This is a genomic window from Deltaproteobacteria bacterium GWC2_65_14 (assembly GCA_001797615.1).
In the GTDB taxonomy this organism is placed as follows: Bacteria; Desulfobacterota; Deferrimicrobia; order Deferrimicrobiales; family Deferrimicrobiaceae; genus GWC2-65-14.
In genome coordinates this window covers 1-26,285 of the sequence record MGPV01000066.1, presented here as the reverse complement: position 1 = coordinate 26,285, position 26,285 = coordinate 1, and the positions used below count along the sequence as shown (strand labels likewise).

Sequence of the window (26,285 nt, the reverse complement as noted above, 5' to 3'; positions counted from 1 at the left end):
ATGCGCGTTGCGGGTGCGATCCTTCCGCTGCTCGCGGCGGCGCTTCTGGCCGGCTGCTCCCCCAGGGCCTACCTCGCGCACCGGGTGGCCGACTCGGTGTCCGCCGGGGGAGAGATCTTCGGCACCGACGACGATCCGGAGCTGATCCGGGACGCGGTCCCCTTCGCGCTCAAGGCGGAGGAAGTTCTCCTTTCAGGGAATCCCGATCACCGGGGGTTGCTGCTGTCGCTTTGCAAGGGGTTCGCCCAGTACGCCTCCGCCTTCGTGTGGCAGGAGGCGGTGGAGGAGAAGGACCGCGGGGCGGCCGAGGCGGGGAAGGAGCGGGCTCGCCGCCTCTTCCTGAGGTCGAAGGAGTACGGGCTCCGGGGGCTTGCGGCGGCGCGGCCGGGATTCCGGGAGCGGTTCGCGGCCGACCCCGCGGCAGCCGTCTCCATGGCGCGGAAGGAGGATGTCCCCTTCCTGTTCTGGACCGGCGCATCGTGGAGCCTCGCGGTAGCATCTTCCCCGAACGACCCGATGCTGCTGGCGGACCTTCCCCGGAGCGAGGCGCTGGTGCGCAGGGCGCTGGAGCTCGAGGAGGGGTACGACGCGGGGGCGATCCACGAGTACTACATCGCCTTCGAGGGGGGGCGTCCCGAAGCGATGGGAGGGTCGGTGGAGCGGGCGAAGCGTCACTACGAACGGGCGATGGAGCTTGCCGCGGGGCGGAGGATCTCCCCGATGGTCACCTTCGCGGAGACCGTGTCGGTCCGAACGCAGAACCGGGCGGAGTTCCTCGGTCTGCTCGACCGGGCGCTCCGCTTCGACGCCCGGGGGGAGGCCCCGGAGTTCCGTCTTGCCAATCTTCTCGCGCAACGCAAGGCGAGATGGCTGACAGGGAGGGTGGATGAGTTCTTTCTGGAATAGGGCGGCGGCTTGCGGTGCGGCCCTTCTTTTCCTGTCCCCCTTCAGCGTCCCTGCGCACGCCGGGCCCGTCGTTGTCAAGATGGCGACCCTCGCCCCGGAAGGGTCGTCGTGGCACCGTGTCCTGCAGGAGATGGGGGAAGAATGGGAGAAGGTCTCCGGCGGGAAGGTCACCCTGCGCATCTACCCCGGAGGAGTGGTGGGGGACGAGGATACGATGCTCCGGAAAATGCGGGTGGGGCAGCTCCACGCGGCGGCGATCACCGGCATGGGCCTGGCCTTTCTCGACCGTTCCTTCTACGGCCTCCACGTGCCGATGATGTACGCCTCCGACGAGGAGTTCGACTACGTCCGCGACCGGATCGCCCCGATGCTCGAAGCGCGCCTGGAGGAGAAAGGGTATATCGTGCTGAACTGGGGTGACGCGGGGTGGGTCCACTTCTTCGCCAGGGAGGCCTTCACGCATCCGGCGGAGATGAAGGCGATGAAGCTGTACGTCGGCGCCGGGGACGACTCCCTCACGCAACTTTACAAGGAGGCGGGGTTCCGTCCCGTCCCGATTTCGGTCGTGGACATCCTCCCCGGCCTGCAGACGGGGCTGATCGACGCCTTCAACGCGACGCCCCTTGCCGCCCTGGCCTTCCAGTGGTTCGCACTCGCCCCGCATATGGCGGACCTCAAGTGGGCGCCGCTCACCGGCGCCACGATCATCGACAAGAGGGCATGGGAGAGGATCCCCGAGGATCTGAGGCAAAGGATTCTGGAAGTGTCCCGGAACGCCAGCCAGAGGCTTCGGCGCGAGATCCGCAACCTGAACGAGGAAGCGTTGAAGGTGATGGCGAAAAACGGTTTGAAGGTTGAACACATTTCCCCTGCCACCGAGGCGGAGTGGAGGAAAATCGTCGAGGACACCCACCCGCGAATCCGGGGGAGGATCATCCCGGCCGACGTCTTCGACGAGGTGCGAAGGTACCGGGACGAGTTCCGGCGTTCCCCGGCCGCGGGAAGGGCGATGGCCCGGTGATCCCGGAGAAGAGGGACGGCGCGGTGCCCCCGGCAGGAAACGCCGCGGGACGCCCCCCGGCGAAGGCGGGCGGGTTTTCGTTTCTGCACCGGGCGGAAAACGCCCTGTCCGTCGCGATGCTCTGCGCGATGGCTCTGTTGCCGATCCTGGAGATCGTCGGCAGGTGGCTATGGAGGACCGGGATCCCCGGTTCGACGACCCTCGTCCAGCACGGGACGCTCTGGATCGGGTTCCTGGGGGGAGCGATCACGGCCCGGGACGGCGGTCACCTGTCCATCGGGGCGCTCACGGGATTGCTCCCGCAGTCCTTCCGGAAGCCCGCCTTGATCTTCACCGCGTCCGTGTCCGCCTCCGTTTCCCTGCTTCTCTGCTACGCGGGGATCACCCTCGTCCGGATCGAATGGGCCGACGGCAGGTACCTCCTTCCCTACCTTCCCGTGTGGCTTGGGGAGGCCGCGATCCCCCTGGGATTCGCCCTGGTGGCATGGCGGCTGGTGAGGCTTTCCTCCGATACGTGGGGGGGGCGTGCGGCGGCGGCGGTTCTCGCGGTGGCAGGCGCCCTCGTCGTTTCGTCGGACCTGTTGTTCCTGAGCGCCCCCTTCGCGGCGTCCCTCGTGATCCTCGCCGCGGCCGTGGTTCTCGGCGCTCCCCTGTTCGCGGTCCTGGGAGGATTGGCGGTCCTCCTCTTCCGGTATTCCCAGGTTCCCATCGCCTCCATCCCGGCGGAGATCTACCGGATGGTGACCTCCCCGACCCTGCCCACGATCCCGCTGTTCACCTTCGCGGGGTATCTCCTCACGGCGGGGAACACGTCGGGACGGCTCGTCCGGCTCTTTCGGGCGATGGTGGGATGGATGCCCGGCGCGATCGCCGTGGTCACGGTGCTCGTCTGCACGTTCTTCACGACCTTCACGGGCGCATCGGGCGTGACGATCGTGGCGCTGGGAGGAATCCTGCTGCCGGCCCTTCTCGCGGAGCGATACCCCGAGAGGTTCTCGTTCGGGCTCCTCACGGCCTCGGGGTCGCTCGGGCTCCTGTTCCCGCCGTGCCTGCCGGTGATCCTGTACGCGGTGGTCGCGGGGATCCCCGTGGACAAGATGTTCCTCGGGGGGGTTCTCCCCGGGGTCCTGCTCGTCCTGCTCATGGCGGGGTGGGGGGTGCGCACGGGGATCCTCTCCGGCGCGAGGCGAACCGCTTTTTCGCTGACGGAGCTCGGCGCGGCGGCCTGGGATGCGAAATGGGACATCCTTCTTCCGGTGATCGTTCTTCTCGGGATCTTCGGCGGGTTCGCCACGACCGTGGAAGCGGCCGCGATGACGGTCCTGTACGCCTTCTTTGTCGGGGGTTTCGTCCACCGAGACGTCGGCCTGCGCAGGCAGTTCCCCGAGGCTGGGACCGAGTCCGCGCGGCTCGTGGGGGGATTCCTCATCCTTTTCGCCGTGGCGACCGGACTCACGGCGTACCTGATCGACGCGGGGGTGCCGCAGACGATCTTCCAGTGGGTCCGCCAGACGATTCACTCCCGTTTCGTCTTTCTCCTCATCCTGAACCTGTTTCTGCTCGCCGTCGGCTGCTTCATGCACATTTTCTCGGCGATCGTCGTCGTCGTTCCGATCATCGCTCCCATGGCAGCGGCATTCGATGTCCACCCGGTTCACCTCGGGATCATCTTTCTCGCAAATCTCGAGCTCGGGTTCCTGATGCCCCCGGCGGGGATGAACCTGTTCCTCTCCGCCTACCGGTTCGACCGCTCCCTGGGGGATATCTACCGGTCGGTTCTCCCCTTCCTCCTGATCCTGCTCCTGGGCGTGCTCGCCATCACGTACATCCCCGCCCTCACCACGGCGTTTCTCCCCTAGGACATCGTTTCGAAAAACCAGGTGCATTCGAGCGCCCCCGCCGCCGCGCGCGGAATCGTCCATGCTATAGTAGCGTTTCCTCACCACGGCAAGGAGGGAGCGATGCCCAAACGGGAAGAGAGCGTTCTGTTCAGCGGCGGCGCGAACGGGGCCGAGTACGAGTTCGGCGTCCAGGCGGAGCGGTTCGGAATCGAGGAGACGAACTTCACTTTCGGGGAGAGCGGATCCTCCCGGACCCGGGGGGTCCGGGTCCTGACCCGGGAGGAGCTGCGCAACGGGGATGTCAGCCTCTCCTACGTTTCCCGCCTGATGAACCGGACCTTCTCGGACGCTCCCCGGATCCGGAAGGTGCTCCAGACGATCTGGTATATGGTGAACGCGGGGGAGGAGGTCTATGTCGTCGGGAAGATCCTCGAGGACGGGACGGTCCGCGGCGGCACCGGCTGGGGCGCCGAGTTCGCCAAGCTCTGCAACAAGCCGATCTTCGTCTTCGACCAGGACGCCGACGGCTGGTTCTCCTGGAAGGAGGACCACTGGGTCCGGGTGGAGGAGCCGGGGGAGCCGAGGATCCGCGGCGCCCGCTTCGCCGGGACCGGCACCCGCTTCCTCGAGGAGAACGGCCGGAAGGCGATCCGGGAGCTGTTCGAGCGCTCCTTCGCGTAAGGGATCCCCGCGGCCGATGTCCACCCCCCCCATCCGGAACGTGGCGATCATCGCCCACGTCGACCACGGAAAGACCACGCTGGTCGACGCGATGCTCTGGCAGAGCGGGATCTTCCGGCAGCACCAGGCGGTCCCCGACCGGGTGATGGACTCCATCGACCTGGAGCGGGAGAAGGGGATCACGATCATGGCGAAGAACGCCTCGGTGGTCTACCGGGGCGTGAAGATCAACATCGTCGACACCCCCGGACACGCCGACTTCGGGGGTGAGGTGGAGCGGACGCTCAAGATGGTCGACGGGGCGCTCCTCCTCGTCGACGCCTCCGAGGGGCCCCTCCCGCAGACCCGCTTCGTCCTGAAAAAAGCGCTCGAGCGCTCCCTCCCCATCGTCCTCGTGGTGAACAAAGTGGACCGCCCCGACGCCCGGATCGGCGAGGTGATCAACGAGGTCTACGACCTCTTCATCGACCTGGACGCGATCGAGGAGCAGCTGGAGTTTCCGATCCTGCTCACGAACGCCCGCGCGGGGACGGCCCGGGAGCGGGAGGGGGGGGATTCCTTCGACCTGAGGCCGCTGTTCGAGCGGATCCTTTCCGGCATCCCTCCCCCTTCCGGCGACCCGGCGGGGACCCTGCAACTGCTGGTCACCCACCTCGAATACAGCGAGTATGTCGGGCGGCTGGCGGTGGGACGGATCTTCCGGGGGACGGTCCGTTCCGGTCAGACCGTCGCGGTCTGCGGTCCGGAGGGGGCCGTGGAGACGGTCAAGGCGTCCCCGCTGTACGTCTACGAGGGGCTGGCGAGGAAAGAGGTCCGGGAGGCCTCCGCCGGGGACATCGTGGCGATGGCCGGCGCGGAGCGGGCCACGATCGGCGACACGGTGTCCGACCCGGAGCGCCCGGCGGCGCTCCCGCGGATCGCCGTGGACGAGCCGACGGTGTCCATGGTCTTCTCGATCAACAGCTCCCCCTTCGCCGGGCAGGAGGGCAGCCTGCTCACGTCGCGGCAGCTGCGGGAGCGGCTGGAGCGGGAGCTGCTGGGGAACGTGGCGCTGCGGGTCGATTTCTCCGGGACCGACTCCTTCACGGTGATGGGACGGGGGGAGCTCCAGCTGGCGATCCTGGTCGAGATGATGCGCCGGGAGGGGTTCGAGCTCTCCGTTTCCCGCCCGGAGGCGGTCACGAGGTCGGTGGGCGGGACTCTCCTGGAGCCGGTCGAGACCCTCTTCCTCGACATCCCGGAGGGCTACCTGGGGGCGGTGACGCAGAGTTTGGGGGCCCGGAAGGGGAGGATGACGAAGATGGCGAACCCGGGGCGGGGGCGGGTGCGGCTCGAATACCGGATCCCCTCCCGGGGGCTGATCGGCTTCCGCTCCGAATTCCTGACCGAGACGCGGGGGACGGGACTGATGAACCACCTGTTCGACGCCTACGAGCCCTGGACGGGGGCCATCCGGGACCGGGTCGCGGGGACCCTGGTCGCCGACCGGGCCGGCCGCGCCACCGCATACGCCCTCTTCCACCTCCAGCCGCGGGGGACCCTCTTCATCGGGGAGGGGGAGCGGGTGTACGAGGGGATGGTGATCGGCGAGAACTCCCGCCCGGTGGACATGGACGTGAACGCGACCAAGGAGAAGAAGCTCACGAACATCCGGGCGGCGGGGGCCGACGAGGCGCTCCGGCTGATCCCTCCCCGGGCGATGCTGCTGGAGAAGGCGATCGAGTTCATCAACGAGGACGAGCTGGTCGAGGTGACCCCTTCCGCGGTCCGGATCCGGAAGAAGATCCTCCAGGCCGGTCGCCGTCCCAAGAGGCGGGAGTGAGCGGGAAGGTCGCCCGGCGGCTCTCCGCAGGCGGAAAATGGTGGAAAACCGGAGTGCGGGAAGGCAAAATGGATAGGAGCAACCGGAAACGGGACAGGGGGATGCCATGAAGAAGGCCAGGCCCGCCCGGGCGAAGGGCGGCACCGAAGCCGCGCTGGCGAGGGCGTTGAAGTTCGAGAAGGACGGGAAGCGGCTGTTCTCCTCGGCGGCGAAGCGGAGCGCGGATCCCTTCGCGCGCCAGCTGTTCGAACTGCTGGCCCGGATGGAGGAGAAGCACTGCGAGGATATCCTGGCGATCGCGAAGGCGCTCGAGGAGAAGGGGAAATTCCCCAAGGTGTCGAACGCGCCTTCCGACGAGAGGATGAAGATGTTCCGGAAGGAGTACAACCGGATCCGCAAGGAGAAGGTGATCTCCGGCGACGCGGCCGACGTCATGCGGAAGGCGCTCGCCTTCGAGGCCGCGGGGCGCGAGATGTACGACCGGATGTCGAAGGCCGCCGCCCACCCGCAGGAGAAGAAGTTCTTCCGGCTGCTCTCCGGGGAGGAGAACAGCCACTTCATGATTATTTACGAGTACCTCGACTTCCTGGAGAACCGGGGCCTCCGGATGCAGGATGGCTGAGGGACCCTTAGTGCTGCGTTTCATGATTACGCCTGCATTCGAGCGCCGCTGCATCCGCCCCGGCTGCGTTGCGCTCCTTGCGCCGTACTTAACAGTACGCCTCAGTCGCGCGCCTTGCCGGGCCGGCGCATCGACGCTCTCGGTGCCGTGCCGAAAACAAATACGTCGCCGTAATTATGAAGCGCAGCACTTAGGCAGGACCGGGGGGGCAGCGGTCCGTGCGACGACAGGGGGTCGGCGCACGGCCGGCGGTCCGTTTCGCGGCAGGGCGATAACGCACAAATTTAGGACGACAAGGCGAGGCGCGGAATGAACAGTCGCAGAATGCAGGTCCTGACCCTCTTCGGGGTGGCGGTCGTCCTGTTCCTCGGGGCGGTTGCGGGGCATGCCGGGCGCCGGGAGTTCTGGCTGACCCCCCCGAAATCGGATACCGAGGAATACATGGTCCCGCCCCCCCCGTTCACGGAGGGGATCTTCCCCTGCTCCGAATGTCATTCCGGCATGAAGCCGGATCCCCGGCGGCGGGTGCTCAAGGAAGAGCACACGAATATCCAGCTGAAGAACCATGCCGAACATGAACGATGGTGCCTCGACTGCCACGATCTCAAGAATCGCGACAGGCTGCGGCTGGTGTCCGGGGAGCAGATCGACTTCAATCACAGCTACCGCCTGTGCGGCCAGTGCCACGGGGACAAGTACCGGGACTGGAGGATGGGCATCCATGGAAAGCGCACGGGGGAGTGGAACGGGAGGAAGGAGTACCTCCTGTGCGCCCATTGCCATAACCCGCACAACCCCCGGTTCGAGCCGATTGCGCTGAAGCCGCCCCCCGAGCGCCCGGAGAACATCCGGTAGGCGCGGGTTTTTCGCATCCACCCTACTGAGGAGACCCCTCCATGTCGGATACGGAAACACGAAACGAACGCGTCTTCCGGCTCTCTCGCCGGAAAGCGCTCAAGGGAATGGCCGTGGGCCTGGGTGCTCTGGCGCTGCCGGGGAAGGACGCATCCGCCGCCCTCTGGGAATCGTTCTTCCAGAAGAATTTCCGGGAACTGAGCAAGTCCGAGATCCAGGACGTCGTGTCCCGGCTCGAAAAGGAATACAGCGCCACCTACGGCAAGCCGGTGAAGGTCAAGACGACACCTCCCATGGAGGGGGTGCTGTACGGGTACGGCCTCGACCTGTCCCGCTGCGTCGGGTGCCGAAGGTGCGTGTACGGGTGCGTGACCGAGAACAACCAGTCCCGCGATCCCCAGGTTCACTGGATCACGGTGCTCCGGCTCAGCAAGGAGAGAGGAGTGGACCTGGAGCACTCGGAGCGGTACTACAACCCGGCGAAGGTTCCGGAGGATGGGTACTTCTACATGCCGGTCCAGTGCCACCAGTGCGAGAATGCGCCGTGCACGAAGGTGTGCCCGGTCCAGGCGACCTGGAAGGAGAACGACGGGATCGTGGTCGTGGACTACAACTGGTGCATCGGGTGCCGCTACTGCATGGCGGCCTGCCCGTATGGAGCGAGACGATTCAACTGGAAGAAGCCCGGCCTGCCGGCCGGAGAGATGAACCCCGACACCCATTTCATGGGGAACCGGCCGAGGCCGGTCGGGGTCGTGGAAAAGTGCACCTTCTGCATGCAGCGCACTCGGGAACCGGACGGGAAGTACCCGGCCTGCGTCGAGGTCTGCCCGGTGGGGGCGCGCAAGTTCGGGAATCTCCTCGACCCGGCGAGCGAAATCCGCTACGTGATCGAGAACAAGCGGGTGTTCATCCTCAAGGAGGAGCTGAACACCCAGCCGAAGTTCTACTATTTCTACTCGGTATGACCTGCGGCGGAGGCAATCGATGAGGAAAGTCTGGGCATTCGTCAAGGGATGTTTCATCCTCCTCCGGCGGGGGAGCAAGCTCTACTACGTCTGGATCTATTTCCTCCTGGCCCTGGTGGTCGTCGGGGTCCTCGCGTATGCGAACCAGCTGTACGGCGGGCTGATCACCACCGCCATGCGGGACCAGGTGTCGTGGGGGTTCTACATCGCGAACTTCACGTTCATGGTCGGCGTGGCGGCCGCCGCCGTCCTGCTCGTCATCCCGGCCTACGTATACCAGTGGAAGCCGATCAAGGAGATCGCGATCCTGGGGGAGCTGGTGGCCGTGTCGGCGATGGTGATGTGCCTGCTCTTCGTCACGGTCGACCTCGGCCGTCCGGACCGGTTCTGGCACCTGATCCCGAAGGTCGGGATCCTCAACTTCCCCCAGTCCCTTCTGGCCTGGGACGTCGTCGTCCTGAACACCTACCTGGTCCTGAACTTCACCATCGCGGGGTACATGCTGTACAGCTATTACTACAAGCGCGAACCGAACATGAAATACGTCACGCCGCTCCTGCTGTTCTCGATCCCGGCGGCGATCTCCATCCACACGGTGACCGCCTTCCTCTACAACGGCCTCGCCGCAAGGCCGTTCTGGAACGCGTCGATCCTCGCCCCCCGGTTCCTCGCTTCGGCGTTCTGCTCCGGCCCGGCCGGGATGATCCTCATGTTCCAGGTCATCCGGAAGTGGACGAAGTTCCGGATCACGGACGAGGCGATCTTCAAGATCGCGGAGCTCATCGCCTACGCGATGTTCCTCAACCTGTTCCTGCTCGGCGCGGAGATCTTCAAGGAGTACTACTCCGACACCTCCCACCTGGCCCCGATGAAGTATCTCTACCAGGGGCTCGAGGGGCACTCGGACCTGGTCTCCTGGATCTGGACCGCGACCCTGTTCAACCTGACCGCCTTCTTCCTCTTCCTGATCCCCCAGACGCGGGAGAACCAGATCACCCTCAACATCGGATGCGTCCTCATTTTCATCGGCGTGTACATCGAGAAGGGGATGGGGCTGGTGATCCCGGGGTTCGTCCCGGACGTGCTCGGGGATTTCTACGAGTACTCCCCGACCAGTACCGAGATGCTGGTCACCATCGGGATCTGGGCGACGGGGCTTCTGGTCTACACGATGTTGCTGCGGATCGCCATCCCGATCATGAACGGCGACTTCCACGTGAGCGAGGACGGGGTGAACCCCCACATCGGCGACGACCTGTTCCTCGTCCGGAGTCGGGAGGAAGCGGATCCGGAGGCGGACCTGTTGGCGCAGTGACGGAAACGGCCGGGATCCCCGGCCGTTTCCGTCGTGCCCCCGCGGATCGAACTACCCCGGGGATATAGGCAGCCGGCGGGCCCCCGCCCGGCTACTGGCTGCGGAGATACTCCAGAACGTCCCGAAAGTCCTGACCGCTCATGTTGGGCCACGGCACCGCCTGCGTCACCATCGCGGCCTCCATCGCCGGGATGTGGTTCCACATCTGGGTGGCGAACAGGATGGCGTCGGCCGTCTTGATGTCCCGCACGATCTTCTGCCTGTCCGCGTCGGTCTTGAAATGGCAGTCTACGCACCGGTTCTTGCGGAAGATGGCTTCCCCTTTCCGGGGATCTCCCGGCTTGTCCTCGTACGTAAGCGAGTAGAGGAACACGACCAGGTCGTTCATCTCCGTCTCGTGGAAGTTGGGCCATTCCAGCTTCTTCTGCCGGAACCGTTCCTGCATCTTTCCGGCGTGGTTCCAGATCTTGGTGATCAGGGTCGTGACGTTGGCCCTGGAAACGGCCTTCCCCAGGTCCGGCCCGTCCTTTCCGCCGCTTCCCAGGATGGCGTGGCACTTGATGCATCCCTTTTCCGTAAGGACCTTGAACCCGTTTTCCACGTTTCCGACCCCGAGGAACACCTTCCGGCTTTTTTCTGTCGCCGATTCCGTCAGCGCGGCGAAGATGTCGGTCATGTCGTTTCCGGAAAATGTCGGGATGGGCGAGCCGGTCTGCGCCATCCGGAGGATCATCTCCGGCCCGTGGTTCCACATCCGCTGCAGCAGGACGACCTGGGACTGGTAGACGGCGAGGGTGTCCAGCGGCACCCCGTCCTTTCTTCCTTTCCTCCCCAGATGATGGCACCGGAAGCAGGTTTTCTCCTCGAGCAGCGCCTCGCCCTTCCGGGGATTCCCCGGCTCGCCCAGGTAGGGCAGCATGTAGAGGAACGAGATCAGCTGGTTCAGTTCATTGGTGCTCAACTGCGGGCGGTCCAGCACCTCTCTCCTCATATAGACCGCCATTTCCGGGGCATGGTTCCAGAGGGACGAAAAGATATCGAGGAAGCTCCCGTAGAACTTGGAGGACTGCAACTTGGGGCCGATCTTCCGCTCCCGCTCGAAGATCGAATGGCACTGGCTGCAATGCTTCCCCTCGAACACCTTCCGTCCCTGGATGAGGTCGCTGTTGAGGTGGGGCTTGTAGGGAGCCGGCTCGGACTTGGCGAGGGTCCGCTCCGTGGGGGCTGATTCCTTCTTGCTGCATCCCCCGCCGATCAGAAGGACCGCTGCAAACAGGCAGAGGATGCCGAGAGCTGAACCTCCTGTCGAGCGGGATTTCCAAGGCTGCATGAGCATCTCCTTCCCGGCGACCTCAACCTTGCCCGACGGCCTTGCCGCCGGGGGTTTCCTGCGGTTCCGGGTCCCTGTTCCGTCCTTTTCTCAACCCGAAGAACACATACGTCAGGACCGAGGCGAGAAGGAAAAATACCGGAATCGCGACGATGCTGATCCCGACGGAGGCATCCGGAGTGTCGTGCAGCCGGATCGATTCCCGGATCAGGGTGACGATCCACACGGCGATCCCGGTGAACAACACCCAGATCAGGGAGATCGACAGGATCTGAAACGTCTCGATGGTTTTCTTGTTCATCGGCGGTTCTCCGTCACCCTTTCTTCCAGTGTATAGAACGTTCTCTCCGGCGCGCGACACATTTTTCGCCGTCCCGTTCTCATTCCCGTCCTCCCGAGGGCTCCATGTCCGGCATGTAGGAGGAGATCCGCTCGGTCACGATCCTGGCGCTTTCGTGGCGGCCCTCCTCGATCTCCCAGATCGAGATCACGGGGAAGAAGCGGGCGAAGACCATGTACCCCAGGATGAAGACCGCCACCCCCCCGAGGAACAGCATCCATTCGGTGTGCGTGGGGATGTAGATGCCGGTCGGGTAGGGCAGGCGGGGGTTGGCCAGCGACGGGACGACGATGATCAGCCGTTCCAGCCACATGCCGATGATCACGGCGATGGAGGCGATCAGGATCCCCGGGATCGTGCGGGTTTTCCGGTTGCAGAGAATGCCGACCGGAATCAGGAAGTTGCAGGCGATCATGGTCCAGAAATAGGGAGCAAAATCCCCCGAGAACTTGTACCAGAAGACCCGCATCTCGTTGGGCTCATGCCCGTAGAATCCGGTCAGGTATTCCGAGAAGGTGAAGTAGAACCAGATCAGCGCCATGATCAGCAGCAGGATGCTCAGGTAGTTGAAGTGGATATGCTTCAGGTATCCTTCCAGCCGGAAGACCCTCCGGAAGACGATCATCAGGACCAGGATCGCGGCGATCCCGGAGAAGATCGCCCCCACCACGAAGTAGGGGCCGAAGATGGTGCTGTGCCAGCCGGGCTGCACGGTCATCGCGAAGATGTAGGAGATGATCGTGTGGACCGAGACGGCGATGGGGATCACCACGACCATCAGGATGTTCATCGCCCGGTCCAGCACCTTGTGCTGCCGCTCGGTTCCCTGCCAGCCCCAGGAGAGGAATTCGTACAGCCACCTTGGTTTTACCCCCCGGTCCCGGAGAATCGCGATGTCGGGGATCATGGGGATGTACAGGTAGATCGTGCTGGCGGTGAAGTACGCGGTGATGCTGGCGACGTCCCAGAGCAGCGGCGACTGGAGACGCCCGTTGTAGAAGAGATGCATCATCCGGTCCGGACGGCCCAGGTCGATGATCGGGTGCAGCCCCCCGATTGCGAGGACGATCGCGGTGATGACTTCCGCCATCCGGGTGATCGGCCGCCGCCATTCGGCCTTGGACAGGCGAAGAATGGCGGAGATCAGTGTGCCGGCGTGGCTGATCCCGATGAAAAAGACGAAATTGACGATGTAGAATCCCCAGGTGACCGGCTGCGCCATCCCCGTGACTCCCAGGCCGTACAGGAGCTGGCGGAAGTAGACGAATCCGGTGTAGAGGATGACGGCCATGAGGAGGCCGACGATATAGTAATAGGTTCGCCCGGGATTTTCGATCGGGCGCAGCAGGGCGGCGTCCCGATGGGGCGTTTGGGCGGAAACGGGTTGCATGCTAGTCCACCTCTTTCAGATAGATGACCTTTGGCTCCGTTCCCAGGTCTTCGAGGAGCTTCGTGGCGCGCGGACTGTGCGCGAGGTGGTGCACCTCGTGGCTGGCGTTGTCCAGGTCGCCGAAGGCGATCGCCCCGGTGGGGCAGGCCTCGGCGCAGGCCGGCTGGAAGTCCTTTTCCCGCAGCGGCCGCGCCCCGGATTTCGCCTGCTCCTTGGCCAGCTGGAGGCGATGCACGCAGAAGGTGCATTTTTCCACCACGCCCACGGGCCGGACCGAAACGTCCGGGTTGGCGGTCTGTCGGATTCCAGGGGGCCATTCCGGCTTGTACCAGTTGAAGGATTTCACCGTGTAGGGACAGGCGGCCATGCAGTAGCGGCACCCGATGCACTGGGGATAGATCTGCGTCACGATCCCTTCCTCGTTGATGTAGGTGGCGCGCACCGGGCAGACCTTCGTGCAGGGGGGGTGATCGCAATGCATGCAGGGCCGCGGGATCTGCCGCACCCGGAGCCGGGGATACTCCCCTTCGTAGATGGTCAGCATGTCCATCCAGAGCATGGTCCGGCCCATCTCCGATTCCTTGGGTTCCACGATGGCCACGTTGTTTTCCAGCTTGCATGCGGCCACGCAGCCCCCGCAGCCGGTGCACTTCTGCAGATCGATCACCATCCCCCACTTCATCGGGAAGACTCCTTCATCGTTTGATCTTCTCCACCCGGACGAGCGTCGACTGCCACGAGCTGCGCCCGCTCAGCGGATCCGTCCGGCGGTCGAGCACCGCGAGCGGATTCGCCCCCAGGTTCCTGGCATATCTCCCCGATTCCTCGTGCCCCTGGCCGAACGGGACCGACAGGATTTCGGCCGAAACGGTCGGGACCACCCGCACCGGAAGGGTCATCGTCCCGTTTCCGGAGACCACCCGGATCAGGTCCCTGTCCCGGATCCCGAGGCGGGCCGCCCTCACGGGATGCATCTCGGCCCAGGTTTTCCAGTAGAGCCGCGGGTAGAGCCCGAACAGTTCCTGCAGGAGGGGCTGGCTGGCCCCCTCGCCGTTCATGTTCATGAGCGTCACGAAGGGAACCAGCAGGAAGGAGTCGGGGCCGCCGGGCCGCCGGATGCTCTCCTCGAGCCGCAGATGTGGCGTGGCGGCGCCCTGCTTTGCGTCCCCCTCCGGTTTCGAAACCACCGGCTCCTTCAGCAGGGAGGCCAGCCGCGGAGCGGTCGGAAAGAGGAATGCCCGCTTCCGCTTCCAGTCCACCGTCGGATATTCCCCCGGATCCCACCATCCCCCCTTTTCCTGGAGAAGGCGCCAGAAGTCTCCGAAGGCCGGGTAGCTGTACACCTGCCACCCCCGCTTCCGCAGATCCGCCAGGAACTCGAGGGAAACCGCCTCGAAGTAGGGCGTCCCCTTCCCGGAGGCGAAGACCTGCCGCATCCGCTCCTGGAGATACTCCGTGTAGGGCTTTCCGGTTTTTCCCGGGGACAGGTCGATGCCGGTCTCCCGGCCGAGGTGAACGAGCAGGTCGCCCAGCGGTCGCGCACCGGACAGCGGCGCGACGATCGGCTGCTGCAGCCCCAGCTGGGAGAAGGGCGGACCCGGGGAGGGCAGCGTGATGTCCCACTGCTCCAGGTAGGTGGTCAGCGGAAGCACCAGGTCGGCGTAGGGGGAGGTGTCGTCCGTCAGCGTGGCGAACTGGACGACGAGGGGGATCTTCGAGAGCCATTCCCTCCATGCTTTTTGGTTCGGGGCCTGGTGCACCGGGTTCGCGTGTGCAAGGAACAGGATTCCCGGGTCGGGAATCTTCCCGGTCGCGGCAAGGTCGGGAAGCTGTTCCGAGACCCAGGATGCGGGAATGTCGGAGCCGAATGCGTTCCCTGCCTTGCGGGAGAAGGCCCCGGAGCGGGGGTGGAACGCCGAAGCGGGGGAAGAACCCCAGGGGATCGCCGCCGGCTCGCGCCACAGCCCCTTCACGGAGAAGCCTCCGGAGAGGGCGTTGAGGCTGGCCACGGCCCATTCGGAGTAGAGCCCCGCTTCGCAGGCCGACGAGGCGCCTCCGGAGAGGGCCAGGGGGGCCTTCGCGGCCTCGAACTCCCGGGCCAGGCGGAGGATCGTCTGGGGCGGGACCCCGGTGACCTCGGATACCCGCTCCGGGGAGTAGTCCCGGGTGACCAGGGTATAAAAGTCCTCCTTCCCGTTCCGGAAATCCCGGGTGTGGCGGGCGACGAACTCCTTGTCGTAGCTGTTGTCCCGCAGGATCACGTAGGCCATCCCGAGGGCGAGGACCCCCATGCTTCCGGGCCGGACCTGGACCCATTCGGTGGCGTTTCTGCCGGGCTGGGACATCCGGGCGTCCACGTGGACCATCTTCAGCCCCGTTTGCGACCGCCTCTCCTTCAAGGTCCCGTAGATCCGGTTGAAGTAGACCGGCGACGGGGGCTCCTCCAGGAGGTTCGCACCGAAGGTGATCAGGTAGTCGGTCCGCTTCAGGTCGAAGGCGTACGGGAAAAAATCGCCGGTCCCGTGCCAGAATCCCAGCTCGTTGACGCCCGGGGTTCTCCAGGGAAAGAAGTGGGGAGAGCCCAGGCGGGCGGTGAATTCCCCCGCGAGCTCCGTCAGCAGCGTGTTCCGGTCCCCCATCAGGAAACCGAACCGTCCGGACTGTTTCGAATTCCTCTGGTCCCGGAGCGCCTGGGAGATCCGCTTCATGGCGTCGTCCCAGGAGACCGGCTCGAAGCCGCGCTCCCCCTTCTTCCCTTTCCGCATCTGCGGCTGGACGATCCGGTCGGGGTGGAAGAGGAGTTCCAGCCCGGCCTCTCCCATCGGGCAGAGGAACCCGCCGTTCACCGGGGCGATCGGGTTTCCGAGGATCCGGACCGGGATGCCGTCGATCCTGCGCACGCGAATGCCGCATCCCGCCGGGCATTGTCCGCAGGTGGACACTTTCCACGTCTCGAGGCGGGGGCCGGACAAAAGCTTCTCCGCCCAGGCGTCCGGGACCGCCCAGACCGGGGAGAATCCCCCCGCGACAGCCCCCGAAACTCCCAGCAGTTGAAGAAATTCACGACGCGAAATGTTCATATCCTGCTCCTGCGAACTATCGATGGCATGTCGCGCAGTCGGTATCGACCTGTTTCTTCTCGTGGCAATCGATGCAAAATTTCATATTCATCGGAGTATGCGGCTTCGAAAAAGGCAGGGTCATTTCGTTTACGTTTCCATGGCAATCCTGGCAGGCATTCTTCCCGAGAGTGACATGCCTTCTGTGGGAAAAATAGGCATGGTCGGGAACGCGGTGTACCTGAATCCAGGGGATCGGCTGTTGATCTTTGATGTATTTTAAGAGTTTTTCTTCTTCTTTGTTTTCCGTCATCGCCTCTTCGTGGCAGTCTTTGCAAATCGATATGTTCGGGATCGATGCTTTTTGATGCGTCAATACTTGAGCGTGGCAGTCGAAGCAACTCAGTCCGGCCGCTTCCAGATGTTTCTTGTGATTAAATGCAATGGGTTGGGAATAGTTCTTTGAATCCGAACAACCGGCAAGCAACAATAGAATAAAGGCGGGAGCGACAACAAGTCCCCGGTGTTTCATTGCGCCTCCGGAACCGACGGGGTTTCTCTGGGTGACGCGACAAAGGGAATCCCTTTTTTTCCCGGGATTCCTTTCAAAACACCGTTTTTTCTACCTTGTAAATGGCAAGGTTGTCAAGAATCAATTTCGATCAGAATCAATTTCGATCAGACGACTCCTGTCCCAACCGGCGCAGTTCCGGGAATTTCCCGTGGATCACCAGTCCGGCGATCAGGCTTGCCGCTCCGCAGACCGCCATGGCCACCGGGGCGGAGGTCGCCGAGGCCAGAAGGCCGACGAGGAGGCTTCCCAGCCGCATCATCCCGAGGAAGAGGGATACGTAGATCGCCAGGACCCTCCCCCGGAGGTTGTCCGGGGCCAGCGTCTGGAGCAGGGAGTTCGCCGGCGCGTTCTGCAGGACGAAGGCGAACCCCACGGCGGCCAGCAGCACGACCGACAGCGTGTAGTCCCGGGAGAAGGAGAAGCAGAGGAGGACCAGGGGGAAGGAGAGGCTTCCGGTCGCCATAAGAGTCCCCTGCCGGCGGGTCGCCGCTCCCGAGGCCGCGAACAGGGAGCCCAGCACGGCGCCGACGCCGGCCGCCGTCATCAGCACACCGTAGGCGTCGGCGTTCCCCCCCAGGATCTCCTTGGCGAAGATCGGGATCAGCACGTGGTAGGGCATCGCCAGGAAGGCGGACAGGGAGATCAGCAGCACGATTCCCCCTTCCGCACGGTGCCGGAGGATGTGCCGGGCCCCTCCCCAGAGGTCGTTCCCGTCCCCGGCGTCCGGGACGATCCTGCGGATCCGGGAGCCGTCCATCCGGAACAAACTCCCCAACACCGCCAGAAAGCTGACCCCGTTCAGGAAGAAGGCCCACGGGATCCCCACGTTGGCGACGAGCAGGCCGGCCGCCGCGGGGCCGACCACCCGGGCTGCGTGGAAGGTGCCGGAGTTCAGGGCGATCGCGTTCGCGAGGTGCTCCTTTCCCACCAGCTCGACGACGAAGGCCTGCCGCGCGGGGGTGTCGATCGCCTGCGCGGCGCCGAGCAGGAATGCCAGGAGCAGGACATGCCACAGCCGGACCGTCCCGGTCCAGCAGAGGATCGCGAGGATGAAGGCCAGCGCCATCATCGCGGCCTGCATCAGGAAGATGATCCGCCGCTTGGAGAGCCGGTCGGCGATCGCCCCGGCGTGGAGGGTGAGCGGGACGAGCGGGATGGCGCCGACGAAATTCACCAGCCCCAGGTCCCAGGCCGAGCCGGTGAGCTGGTAGACGAGCCAGTTCTGGGCGATCACCTGCATCCAGGTGCCCACCAGGGAGACCAGCTGGCCGAAGAACCAGAGCCGGAAGTTCCGGTGGCGGAGCGCTTCGAAGGTAGAGGGGGCGGCCGCTCCGTCCCGCAGGGGTGTCAGGGGCATCGGAGCATTGTATCCGAAAACGGAAGGGGGGCGCGGGAGGGGCTCCGGTCCGGAGGAAGCTTCGCGGGGAGCGGATTCAGCGGCGCTCGAATGCAGGCGTATTTGTGAAAGGGGTCCTTAGGGCCGGACGTGGAAAAACATCTCCTGGACGTCCTTCCCGACCCCGCGGGACTCCACCATCGCGACCACCCGGTAGTTGCCCGCGGCAGCGTTCGGCGGAAGGGTGACGGGGACGGTGCTGCGCCAGGTCCCTCCCTCCCGGGAGATGTCGATCGAGGTCTCGCCGACCAGCGTGTCGTTCCTCAGGATCTTCCGGGTTTCCGTGACCAGGATCTGGGCGTCGGGCGTGGGGGTCAGCACCGCGTAGGTGAGGTTGATGTCGATGGTTTCCCCCGGAGCGAGGGCCGCCGGGTTGACCCGCAGCGTCTCGATCTGGAGCCGGATTCCTTCCCGGGCGGAGTAGCCGTACTCCTGGTTCGTCCGGTCCCGGTCCTTCGCCTGCTCGTCCATGTAGTGGCCGATGGCGCCTCCCGCCAGCCCCCCGAGGAGTCCGCCGATCACCGCGCCGCGCTTCCCTCCGAGGAGCCCGCCGATCACGGCCCCTCCCACGACCCCCGCCCCCGCGCCGATCGCGGTGTTGGGGTTGCGCCGGACCGTCTCGCCGGTCTGCGCACAGCCGGAGAGGGTGGCCCCCGCGAGGGAAAGGGCGAGCGCAAGGCACAGGATCTTCCGCATCGGGACCTCCAGCCGGTAATGCGGTGAGACGTCTTTCCCCGAGTATATATTCATTTTCGTAGGGGCTACAACGCGGAGAAGCGGGGAGAAGGACCGTCCCGGCGGGCGGCGTGGACGGGCACCTCCCCGAACCCGTAGCGCGTGAGAATCCCCCGGACCGTCTCCACCGCCCGGGCCGGGGTGTTGTGGTCGGAGCTCAGGTGGCACAGGACGACCGCCCGGGGGGGGCGCCGGCTCTCGAGCAGCACCCGCGCGAGAAACGTTCCCGCCTGCTCGTTCGACAGGTGCCCCAGGTCGGAGTCCACGCGGGCCCGGTCCCTGCGGATGCTGGCGGAGAGCATCTCCGGGTCGTAGTTGGACTCGATCAGGATGAGGTCGCTGTCGACGAATTCCTCGAACAGCCCGTTCCCGCCGGTTCCCAGGTCGGTGGCCAGGGTGACCCGGACCATCCGCCCTCCCGCCCGGGCGGTGAGCACGAAGCCGCAGGTAACCCCCTCGGCGTCGTGGGGGACGGGGAAGGGGCGGACGAGGATTCCCCCCACGTGAAACTCCGTCCCGTCGAAGGGACGAAGGGGGCCCGACGCGGCAGCGCGGGAGAGGACCTTCCGGGTAAAGGGGCGCAGGTTCTTCTCGTGCAGCAGGATCGGGACTTCGTGCCGGGCGCAGCAGTCGACCGCGGCCGGGTGGATATGGTCCCCGTGCAGGTGGGAGACCAGCAGCGCGTCGATCTCGTCCCAGGAGCGGCCGGCCTCGGCGAGGGCCCGGTTGAGCCCCTTTCGGGAAGGGATCCCCGCGTCGACCAGCAGGCGCGTCTCCCCGTGCTCCACGAGCGTCAGGTTTCCGGAGCTCCCGCTCCGCAGCGGCCGGACCGAGAAATTCCTAGTCAACGGAGAGAAGCTCCAGCCCGAAACGCGCGTCGAGGGCGCGGGAGGCCCGAACCCCTTCGATCTCCAGCACCATCGCCTCCACCACGAGAAACACCTCCCCCTCCTTCCGGATGCAGCCGGTCAGGACCTCCCGCCCTCTCCCGAGGGAGGAGTGCAGGTGGATCGACGGGGACCCGTCGCGCGTCGCGACGCTTCCCATCCCCACGATCTCGTGCGGCATCGGGAACGTTTCCATCACCGGCTCGGGCGGGAGGTCCGCCGTCCTCGGTCCGACGACCAGGCTTCCGCGGGTGACCGCACCGAAGAGGAAGAACCAGCCGGAGGCGATCTTCTCCTTCGCGCACAAGCCGGCGAGCGCGTCGACGATCGGCTCCCCGTGGTCGAAGCGGGCCAGGATCACCCGGCCGATGCTGCCCGTCCCGTACCGCATTGGCGGTATTATACCAGCGCGGCGGGGCGGCCGCAGCCGTTAAGGCTCCGGACTTTTCCCGGAAGAAAGAGATCGGCGAAAGATTCCGGTAGGGAATTCCTTTTCCCCGCGGATCCCGGTACAATGAAAAGCTCTGGGGGGGGATTCAGGTGAAGCTTCCTGAGCTCAAGATCGGCAATCTCACGGCGCGGCTTCCGCTGCTCCAGGGGGGGATGTCCGTCCGCGTCTCGACGTCGTCGCTCGCCTCCGCCGTGGCCGACTGCGGCGGCGTGGGGACGATCGGCGGATCGGGCATCCCGATCGAGGAGCTGCAGGAGGATATCCGCAAGGCGAAGCGGATGACCCGGGGGATCGTCGCGGTGAACATCATGTTCGCGATCCGCCAGTTCATGGAGACCGTGAAGGCCTCGATCGAGGCGGGCGTGGACATCATCGTCACCGGCGCCGGCTTCTCCCGCGACGTTTTCAAGGTCGGGAAGGACCACAACGTCCCGATCGTGTCGATCGTCTCCTCCCCCGAGTTCGGGAAGCTGGCCGAGCGGTGCGGCGCGGACGCGATCGTCGTCGAGGCGAAGGAAGCCGGAGGGCACCTGGGGACCGACCGGCCGCTCCGGGAGCTCTTCCCCGAGATCCGCAAGGTGGTCAAAAAGGTCCCCCTGATCGCAGCCGGCGGGATCACCGACGGGTTCGAGATCGCCGAGATGATCGGGAAGTACGGCGCGGACGGCGTCCAGATGGCGAGCCGCTTCGTCCTGACGAAGGAGTGCGACATGCCGGATTCCTACAAGAAGGCCTACCTGAACGCGACGAAGGAGGATATCACCCTGCTCCACTCGCCGGTCGGTCTGCCCGGCCGGGCGATCCGGAACCGCTTCCTGAACCGCTTTCTCGAGGGGGGGAGCGTCTACGACGGGGAGTGCAAGCGGGGCTGCCTGAAGAGCTGCGACCACACCTTCTGCATCATCGACCGGCTGGAAATGTCGTGCGAGGGGGAGACCGAGGAAGGGCTGGTCTTCGCCGGAGAGAACGTCTGGAAGATCAAGGATATCCCTTCCGTGCGGGAGCTGATCGACCGCCTGGTCGCCGAGGCGGAGAGCGCCTACGTCCCGGCGTCCGCCTGAGCCGCGAACAGGATGTTCAGGAAGTTGTCATAGAGCGCCGGATCGAACTCCGTTCCCCGTCCCTTTTCCATGATCGACAGCGCCGTGTCCATCTCCATCCCTTTCCGGTAGGGGCGGTTCGTCCGCAGCGCGTCGTAGACGTCGGCGATCTGCGTCATCATGGAAACGGGGTGGAGCGCCCCCCCGTAGGAGACCCGGGGGTACCCGGAGCGGTCGTACCGGAAATGGTGCTCGAAGCAGACGATCACCGGCAGGTCGGAACCGAGGTCGATCTTCCTCAGGATGTTTGCCCCCAGCGCCGGGTGCTCCGCCATCCGGGCGAACTCCTCGGCGTCGATCTTCCCCGGCTTTTGGAGGATCCCGGCGGGGACCTTCTCCTTCCCGATGTCGTGCAGCAGGGCGGCCAGCCCGATTTCCTGCAGCCGTTCCTCCGGGACCCCCATCCCCGTGGCCTCCGCCACGACGATCGCGCAGACGTTGAGGCAGTGGGTCAGCGTGTAGTCGTCGTGGCTCGTCAGACGCAGGAGGCGGTGGATCAGGAAGGCGTCCTCCCGTAGCCCCCGCATGATGCTCTGCACGATGTCGCGCCCCTCGGAGAGAGGTTTCCCCCCGCCTCCCCAGGCGAGGGCGGACAGGATCGTTTTCAGAACGTCCGCCGCTCCGAACAGAAGGTGGGAGCGGGGGAGCATGTCCCCCGAGCCGTCCGGGAGCGCCTCCGCCTTCCCGATCGTCTGGATGACTCCGTAGGAGATGCATTCCCACTTCCGGCCCGCCGCGTCTTCCCGGCCGGTGGCGATGAAGTAGACGAACCGCTTCAGCTCGCCGGGGGTCAACCCTTCCCGGAAGGAGATCTTTTCCATTCCCTTGTCCCGGAGATCCCGGAGCAGCTTCACCAGCGAGGGGTTCATCTCCAGGAAGGGGAACTGGTCGACGACGAAGTGGTCGCCGATGATGCCGACGTGGAGGGTCCCCAGCGCGGCCGTCGCCCGTTCGATCCGGTCCGACAGACGGGAGAGCAGCGCCTGCACCCTCGGGTGGGACTCGGGGTAGATCGCGACCGACTGGATCGCCTGGGCGAGGTCCATCACTGCCTCGAACAGGAAGGTCTTCTCTTTCACGGGACGCGGTCCGCGCTGCGAAGGAGTTCCTCGCAGTGCCTGCGCACCGCCTCCCGCCGGCTTCCTTTCCCGCGGTGCAGGAAGGCGACGGCTTCCGTGCCGCCGATCCGGTAGAGCGCGCTCGCGGCGTCGATGCGCAGCTGGTCCTCCTTGACGGAGGAAAAGAAGCTTTCCTGCAGGAGGGTTTTCCCCAGGGACGGGACCGCCTCCTGCGCCCCCAGCTTGCCGATCGCCTGCAGGGCTTCGCGCCGGACCCGGAGGTCGGAGTGGGAGGCGGCCCGCAACAGGCCGGAAAGTGCCCGCCGGTCGCCGGCCTCGCCCAGCAGGATGCAGAGGTTCCGGACGAAGTACCATTTCGGGTGCGAGAGCCGCTCGATCATCTCCGGGACGCCGGGGGGGCCGAGGCGTGCCGCCAGCCGGAGCAGCGCGCGCCGGTTCGCCGCGTCGGGCTCGGTCAGAAGCCGGTCCAGAACCTGCCGCGTTGCGGCCTCCGCGAAGCTCGAAAGCAGATCCGGGATGCACTCCTTCGCCTCCCTCGGGGTGTCTCCGGAGAGGGCCAGGTCCGCGATCTGGCCGAAGTCGGTCCCCTGGACGATGTCCTGGATCGCCGCCCTCCGCGCCTCCGGAGACTCCCGTTGGATCTCCCCGAGGCGCCGGAGCACCGTGAGCAGCAGGAGGATCTCCTTCCGGGAGACGAGGTTGGGCAGCACCTTCCGGACCTCTTCCAGAATGTCGAAAAATTCCCCATCTTCCCGTTCTGCCGCCAGAAGCTCCAGCTGGATGAGCGTGGTCCGCCGGCGCATCTCCTCGCTGTTCAGGAAAGCCAGAAGGGAGGGGTCGACGGCCGTCCCTTTCCAGAGCCGGTCCGCGTACGGCTTCCGGGCGGCCGTGATGGTCTCCAGGAAGCGGGAGTGGTCCGAGCCCAGGTAGGTCGATTCGGAACGGGCGAGCAGCAGCTTCTCGATCGTCTCCCAGGTCTTCAGGTCGTAGTAGGCTTTCGCCTTCCGGCTTTCCCGCAGGCGCTCCCCCGCCTTTGCGGCGAGGGTGCCCCCGGCGTTCCGGTCGGCGGCGAGGATCTCGAAGGTCTTCCGGATCCGATCTCCCGCCTTCCCCTCGATGCGGAGAATCGTGGCGAAGATGTCGAGGAACTCGTCGTCGGAGAACTCCGCGGTGAGGGAGCGGGTCATCAGGATGTCGACCGGGTGGTCGCCTTCCTCCGCCTCGCCTCCACCCGGGGCGCTGCCGCTGGCGAGCGCGGCCAGGATCTCCCGTTTCCGGTCTTCGGGGAGGTTTTTGACCAGCATCCCCGTCCTCTGGAGGATCCGCCGCAGGACCTCGCTGGAGAGAGCTTCCCCCGGGGGAGCGGAGGCGGAGGGTGCCTTCCGGCCGTCCGCCGCCCGGGCGCGCGACAGGATCGCGGTGAACAGTTCGGGATACTCCACGATCTCTTGGAGGAGCTTCGACTCGCTCTCCTGGTCGTCGGCGAGGTCGGAGGTGAGCAGGATGCGCCAGAGCTCATCCTCCCGCATCCTCGCGTCCGGCTGCTGCTCCTGCTGCTCGACGAGGGTTCGGGAGAGCATCTCCTTGTAGTTGTACGGGGAGAGGCGGATCCCCCGGATCCCCTCGCGCCGGAGGAACTCCTCCGGCGGGGGCGGTGCCGCCGTGCCCTGCGATACATGGAGGTACCGGAAGAGGGAGATCAGCTCCTCCGGGCGAACCTCCGGCCCGAACCCCAGAGTGGCCACCTGGCGCAGGTAGAGGCTCTCCGTCAGGCGGACGACCAGATCCTGTCCGGCGCCGAGGAACGTGTCCCGGTAAAGCACCTTGTCGCGGGCGATCCCCAGAAGAAGCTCCCCCCCGGGCTCGGAGGCGAGGCAGGCCAATAGCGCGGCGTGGGTCTCCCCGACCCGCTTCGCGAGGACGGGGTGGTCGCTTCCGTAGAGCCCGGCCCAGTGGAAGGCCTTGGCAAGAGCGAGGATGAGCCTTCCGATTTCCGGACTGCCGCTCTCTTTCGCCGCTTCGTCCATCCACGGTGAAGAATCGCACCGTAGGAGGAACAAATCAAGGATTCCGGGGGAACAGGAAGGCGAACGCCAGAGTGGCGGCCGCGCAGCATCCGCCGGCGACGGCGAACCCGGCGCCGTAGCCGAAGGTTGCGATCACAATTCCGAGGGTGGCGGCGGAGAAGGCGAACCCCCCGTAGATGCAGGTGTTGTAGCCGCCCATCGCCAGCCCGCGAATGCGCGTGGGAACCGACTCGGAGAGGACCGCCCCGATCGCGGTGAAGGTGGCGGCCATCGTCCCCCCGATCGCGACGAACAGCAGGTAGAGGGATGTCGTGTCCCGGAACCGTCCCACCGCCGCGATGGCGAGGGAGAAGAGGAGGTTCCCGAAGAGGATGTAGCGGTCCCGCCGCCCCGTCCGGTCCGAGAGGGTTCCCACCGGGATCCGGAAGAGGGCGTTGGCGGCCGCCTGGGAGGTGAAGATGAGCCCGGTGTGGACGATGCTGATCCCCGCGTCGCGCGCGTAGAGGGGGAAGAAGGCGAAGAGCGACCCCCAGGCATAGGTGGAGAAGAAGGTGGCGACCCAGCAGGCGACGACCGCCCGGTTGGAGACGATCTCCCGCAGGTCGGACCGCAGGGTCGAGGCCGGGGGGCTGATCGCGGGCGGGGGGGAGGGCAGGCGCAGCCCGCCGGCCACCGCCGCCGCTGCGATGACCGCCGCGGAGAGGAGGAAGGCGCCCCGGAACCCCCAGGTTGCCGCCGCCCCCCCGATCCCCGGCCCCGCGGCCATTCCGAGGTAGAGGGCCGAGGTGTACCAGCCGTACGCCCTCCCCAGAGACTGCGGCGGGGACATGTCTCCCACGAAGGACATCATCGCGGGGGAGAAGCAGGCGAGCCCGATCCCGGAGAAGAGGTAGATCGCCCCGACCTGGGCGGGGGTCTGCGCCAGGAACAGGAAGACGGAGGTGAGCGCGGAGATGATAATCCCGGTCAGGATCAGCCGCCTGCGCCCCAGCCGGTCCGACACCAGCCCCAGCGGAAAGGAGAGCAGGGTTGCCGCCAGCATGAATCCGGCGTTGATCAGTCCCACCTGCACCGTGGTCGCCCCGAGCCTGCTGGCGAACAGGGGAACCAGGGGAAGCCGCATGTAGGCTCCCAGGTAGAGCAGGAGCGTGAGCCCGCAGGCCGCGAGGATCGGGCTCAGCGCGGACAACTCTCCCGGAGGGGCGGCTCGTTCGATGTCGCGCGGGGGGTTCAAGGGACGGGGTCAGCAGCCTTGTCGTCGGGTCTGTCGGCCATTCTACACCGGGGAGGGGGCGGCGGACAGGCCGGCCCGAAAGATGGTAAAGTGAAAAATCATGCGCGACCGATGGATGCTGCTCGGAGTCCTTTGCCCCAACCCCGCGCGGCAGAGCAACCGGTGCCACACCTACCTTGCCACCGGGGCCTACCCGGCCGGAGAGCCGACCCCGGACCCGTGCGAGCGGATCGAGGTGCTGCTGCTTCCCCCGTCGGAGGCGGCGAGGCCCCTCAGGGGCGGGACCGTCACCCACGGGCTCGTACTCGCGGCGTTCGGCCTCTATTTCGCCGCCGGGTATCCCCTGCACTGATGGACCTCTGGCTCGTGCGGCACGGGGAGGCGGTTTCGGCGCGGGAGGACCCGGCGCGTCCCCTGAGCCCGGAAGGGGTCCGGGCCGTTTCGGAGACCGCCCGGTTCCTCGCGGGAAAGCTGGGGCCGATCGACCTGGTGGCGGCGAGCGGGAAGAGGCGCGCCCTCCAGACCGCCGCGATCTTCGCGGAAGCGGCGGGATACCCCGCCGGGAGGATCGTCGAGACCGAGGTCCTCTCTCCGGCCGCCGCCCCGGCCGCCTTCGTCGCCTTCCTCGAGGAGTGCGGAGAGGCAGATCGGA

General features: G+C 65.9%; 23 protein-coding genes and 1 pseudogene. 12 read left to right on the top strand and 12 right to left on the bottom strand.

What is annotated here, in order from left to right; translation table 11 throughout:
* The 9 genes from A2X88_06915 (at position 1) to A2X88_06875 (ending at position 10,031) form a co-directional block, all read left to right on the top strand.
* Complete coding sequence (locus A2X88_06915; GenBank protein OGP32791.1) at positions 1 to 906, top strand: hypothetical protein; 906 nt, start codon at positions 1 to 3, stop codon at positions 904 to 906.
* Positions 887 to 1,927: a hypothetical protein gene (locus tag A2X88_06910; GenBank protein ID OGP32790.1), complete on the top strand. Its 1,041-nt coding sequence runs from the start codon at positions 887 to 889 to the stop codon at positions 1,925 to 1,927. The genes A2X88_06915 and A2X88_06910 overlap by 20 nt, the downstream gene beginning before the upstream one ends.
* Positions 1,928 to 2,514: 587 nt before the next feature.
* The gene (locus A2X88_06905) at positions 2,515 to 3,786 is read left to right on the top strand and encodes a C4-dicarboxylate ABC transporter (GenBank protein OGP32827.1); all 1,272 of its coding nucleotides are present in this window, start codon (positions 2,515 to 2,517) and stop codon (positions 3,784 to 3,786) included.
* Positions 3,787 to 3,888: 102 nt separating this feature from the next.
* Positions 3,889 to 4,449: a hypothetical protein gene (locus A2X88_06900; protein OGP32789.1), complete on the top strand. Its 561-nt coding sequence runs from the start codon at positions 3,889 to 3,891 to the stop codon at positions 4,447 to 4,449.
* A 16-nt stretch (positions 4,450 to 4,465) separates the two neighbouring features.
* Entirely contained in the window at positions 4,466 to 6,271 is a 1,806-nt protein-coding gene (locus A2X88_06895; GenBank protein OGP32788.1) for a GTP-binding protein TypA, read from the top strand.
* Between the two features lie 106 nt (positions 6,272 to 6,377).
* Positions 6,378 to 6,893, top strand: coding sequence for a hypothetical protein (locus A2X88_06890; GenBank protein ID OGP32787.1), 516 nt, complete (start codon positions 6,378 to 6,380; stop codon positions 6,891 to 6,893).
* 324 nt (positions 6,894 to 7,217) lie between these two features.
* Positions 7,218 to 7,748: a hypothetical protein gene (locus A2X88_06885; GenBank protein ID OGP32786.1), complete on the top strand. Its 531-nt coding sequence runs from the start codon at positions 7,218 to 7,220 to the stop codon at positions 7,746 to 7,748.
* Positions 7,749 to 7,789: 41 nt separating this feature from the next.
* Entirely contained in the window at positions 7,790 to 8,716 is a 927-nt protein-coding gene (locus A2X88_06880) for a 4Fe-4S ferredoxin (protein OGP32785.1), read from the top strand.
* Between the two features lie 19 nt (positions 8,717 to 8,735).
* Complete coding sequence (locus A2X88_06875) at positions 8,736 to 10,031, top strand: polysulfide reductase (protein OGP32784.1); 1,296 nt, start codon at positions 8,736 to 8,738, stop codon at positions 10,029 to 10,031.
* 91 nt (positions 10,032 to 10,122) lie between these two features.
* Here the strand turns inward: A2X88_06875 and A2X88_06870 are convergent, their stop codons facing one another.
* From A2X88_06870 to A2X88_06830, 9 genes are all read right to left on the bottom strand, one after another.
* Positions 10,123 to 11,361: a hypothetical protein gene (locus A2X88_06870; GenBank protein OGP32783.1), complete on the bottom strand. Its 1,239-nt coding sequence runs from the start codon at positions 11,359 to 11,361 to the stop codon at positions 10,123 to 10,125.
* Positions 11,362 to 11,383: 22 nt separating this feature from the next.
* Positions 11,384 to 11,662, bottom strand: a complete 279-nt coding sequence (locus A2X88_06865; protein OGP32782.1) for a hypothetical protein — start codon at positions 11,660 to 11,662, stop codon at positions 11,384 to 11,386.
* A 79-nt stretch (positions 11,663 to 11,741) separates the two neighbouring features.
* Positions 11,742 to 13,091 carry a hypothetical protein gene (locus A2X88_06860; protein OGP32781.1) on the bottom strand — a complete coding sequence of 450 codons (1,350 nt, stop codon included), beginning with the start codon at positions 13,089 to 13,091 and terminating at the stop codon, positions 11,742 to 11,744.
* Position 13,092: 1 nt separating this feature from the next.
* Positions 13,093 to 13,773 (bottom strand): hypothetical protein, encoded by a 681-nt coding sequence (locus tag A2X88_06855; GenBank protein OGP32780.1) that lies wholly within the window; start codon positions 13,771 to 13,773, stop codon positions 13,093 to 13,095.
* Positions 13,774 to 13,786: 13 nt separating this feature from the next.
* A complete protein-coding gene (locus tag A2X88_06850) occupies positions 13,787 to 16,171 on the bottom strand; it encodes a hypothetical protein (GenBank protein ID OGP32779.1) in 2,385 nt (794 codons plus the stop codon).
* Positions 16,172 to 16,818: 647 nt separating this feature from the next.
* The gene (locus tag A2X88_06845; GenBank protein OGP32778.1) at positions 16,819 to 18,081 is read right to left on the bottom strand and encodes a hypothetical protein; all 1,263 of its coding nucleotides are present in this window, start codon (positions 18,079 to 18,081) and stop codon (positions 16,819 to 16,821) included.
* 117 nt (positions 18,082 to 18,198) lie between these two features.
* Positions 18,199 to 18,816, bottom strand: coding sequence for a hypothetical protein (locus tag A2X88_06840; GenBank protein ID OGP32777.1), 618 nt, complete (start codon positions 18,814 to 18,816; stop codon positions 18,199 to 18,201).
* A 65-nt stretch (positions 18,817 to 18,881) separates the two neighbouring features.
* On the bottom strand, positions 18,882 to 19,643 hold the full coding sequence (locus A2X88_06835) for a hypothetical protein (protein ID OGP32776.1): 762 nt from the start codon (positions 19,641 to 19,643) through the stop codon (positions 18,882 to 18,884).
* A gap of 52 nt (positions 19,644 to 19,695) precedes the next feature.
* Positions 19,696 to 20,133 (bottom strand): hypothetical protein, encoded by a 438-nt coding sequence (locus A2X88_06830; protein OGP32775.1) that lies wholly within the window; start codon positions 20,131 to 20,133, stop codon positions 19,696 to 19,698.
* A gap of 149 nt (positions 20,134 to 20,282) precedes the next feature.
* On the opposite strand from A2X88_06830, the gene A2X88_06825 reads away from it, so the two are divergent.
* The gene (locus tag A2X88_06825; GenBank protein OGP32774.1) at positions 20,283 to 21,254 is read left to right on the top strand and encodes a 2-nitropropane dioxygenase; all 972 of its coding nucleotides are present in this window, start codon (positions 20,283 to 20,285) and stop codon (positions 21,252 to 21,254) included.
* On the opposite strand, the gene A2X88_06820 is transcribed toward A2X88_06825, so the two are convergent.
* The 3 genes from A2X88_06820 to A2X88_06810 are packed head-to-tail and all read right to left on the bottom strand — an operon-like array spanning position 21,233 to position 25,633.
* Positions 21,233 to 22,372, bottom strand: a complete 1,140-nt coding sequence (locus A2X88_06820; protein ID OGP32773.1) for a hypothetical protein — start codon at positions 22,370 to 22,372, stop codon at positions 21,233 to 21,235. The genes A2X88_06825 and A2X88_06820 overlap by 22 nt on opposite strands.
* Positions 22,369 to 24,399: a hypothetical protein gene (locus A2X88_06815; protein ID OGP32772.1), complete on the bottom strand. Its 2,031-nt coding sequence runs from the start codon at positions 24,397 to 24,399 to the stop codon at positions 22,369 to 22,371. The genes A2X88_06820 and A2X88_06815 overlap by 4 nt, the downstream gene beginning before the upstream one ends.
* A gap of 34 nt (positions 24,400 to 24,433) precedes the next feature.
* The gene (locus tag A2X88_06810) at positions 24,434 to 25,633 is read right to left on the bottom strand and encodes a hypothetical protein (GenBank protein ID OGP32771.1); all 1,200 of its coding nucleotides are present in this window, start codon (positions 25,631 to 25,633) and stop codon (positions 24,434 to 24,436) included.
* A 100-nt stretch (positions 25,634 to 25,733) separates the two neighbouring features.
* Between A2X88_06810 and A2X88_06805 the strand changes: the two genes are divergently transcribed.
* Both A2X88_06805 and A2X88_06800 read left to right on the top strand, forming a co-directional pair.
* Positions 25,734 to 25,985 carry a hypothetical protein gene (locus A2X88_06805; protein OGP32770.1) on the top strand — a complete coding sequence of 84 codons (252 nt, stop codon included), beginning with the start codon at positions 25,734 to 25,736 and terminating at the stop codon, positions 25,983 to 25,985.
* A pseudogene (locus A2X88_06800) lies at positions 25,985 to 26,285 on the top strand (hypothetical protein). Before A2X88_06805 ends, A2X88_06800 begins: the two are co-directional and overlap by 1 nt.

What these genes read in the sequence shown, in the direction of transcription:
- A2X88_06840 (OGP32777.1), bottom strand. Translation starts at nt 18,816, where the DNA reads ATGCGGAAGATCCTGTGCCTTGCGCTCGCCCTTTCCCTCGCGGGGGCC.
- A2X88_06850 (OGP32779.1), bottom strand. Translation starts at nt 16,171, where the DNA reads ATGAACATTTCGCGTCGTGAATTTCTTCAACTGCTGGGAGTTTCGGGG.
- A2X88_06860 (OGP32781.1), bottom strand. Translation starts at nt 13,091, where the DNA reads ATGCAACCCGTTTCCGCCCAAACGCCCCATCGGGACGCCGCCCTGCTG.
- A2X88_06890 (OGP32787.1), top strand. Translation starts at nt 6,378, where the DNA reads ATGAAGAAGGCCAGGCCCGCCCGGGCGAAGGGCGGCACCGAAGCCGCG.
- A2X88_06870 (OGP32783.1), bottom strand. Translation starts at nt 11,361, where the DNA reads ATGCAGCCTTGGAAATCCCGCTCGACAGGAGGTTCAGCTCTCGGCATC.
- A2X88_06885 (OGP32786.1), top strand. Translation starts at nt 7,218, where the DNA reads ATGCAGGTCCTGACCCTCTTCGGGGTGGCGGTCGTCCTGTTCCTCGGG.
- A2X88_06830 (OGP32775.1), bottom strand. Translation starts at nt 20,133, where the DNA reads ATGCGGTACGGGACGGGCAGCATCGGCCGGGTGATCCTGGCCCGCTTC.
- A2X88_06855 (OGP32780.1), bottom strand. Translation starts at nt 13,773, where the DNA reads ATGAAGTGGGGGATGGTGATCGATCTGCAGAAGTGCACCGGCTGCGGG.
- A2X88_06895 (OGP32788.1), top strand. Translation starts at nt 4,466, where the DNA reads ATGTCCACCCCCCCCATCCGGAACGTGGCGATCATCGCCCACGTCGAC.
- A2X88_06900 (OGP32789.1), top strand. Translation starts at nt 3,889, where the DNA reads ATGCCCAAACGGGAAGAGAGCGTTCTGTTCAGCGGCGGCGCGAACGGG.
- A2X88_06865 (OGP32782.1), bottom strand. Translation starts at nt 11,662, where the DNA reads ATGAACAAGAAAACCATCGAGACGTTTCAGATCCTGTCGATCTCCCTG.
- A2X88_06845 (OGP32778.1), bottom strand. Translation starts at nt 18,081, where the DNA reads ATGCCCCTGACACCCCTGCGGGACGGAGCGGCCGCCCCCTCTACCTTC.
- A2X88_06815 (OGP32772.1), bottom strand. Translation starts at nt 24,399, where the DNA reads ATGGACGAAGCGGCGAAAGAGAGCGGCAGTCCGGAAATCGGAAGGCTC.
- A2X88_06910 (OGP32790.1), top strand. Translation starts at nt 887, where the DNA reads ATGAGTTCTTTCTGGAATAGGGCGGCGGCTTGCGGTGCGGCCCTTCTT.
- A2X88_06880 (OGP32785.1), top strand. Translation starts at nt 7,790, where the DNA reads ATGTCGGATACGGAAACACGAAACGAACGCGTCTTCCGGCTCTCTCGC.
- A2X88_06915 (OGP32791.1), top strand. Translation starts at nt 1, where the DNA reads ATGCGCGTTGCGGGTGCGATCCTTCCGCTGCTCGCGGCGGCGCTTCTG.
- A2X88_06805 (OGP32770.1), top strand. Translation starts at nt 25,734, where the DNA reads ATGCGCGACCGATGGATGCTGCTCGGAGTCCTTTGCCCCAACCCCGCG.
- A2X88_06875 (OGP32784.1), top strand. Translation starts at nt 8,736, where the DNA reads ATGAGGAAAGTCTGGGCATTCGTCAAGGGATGTTTCATCCTCCTCCGG.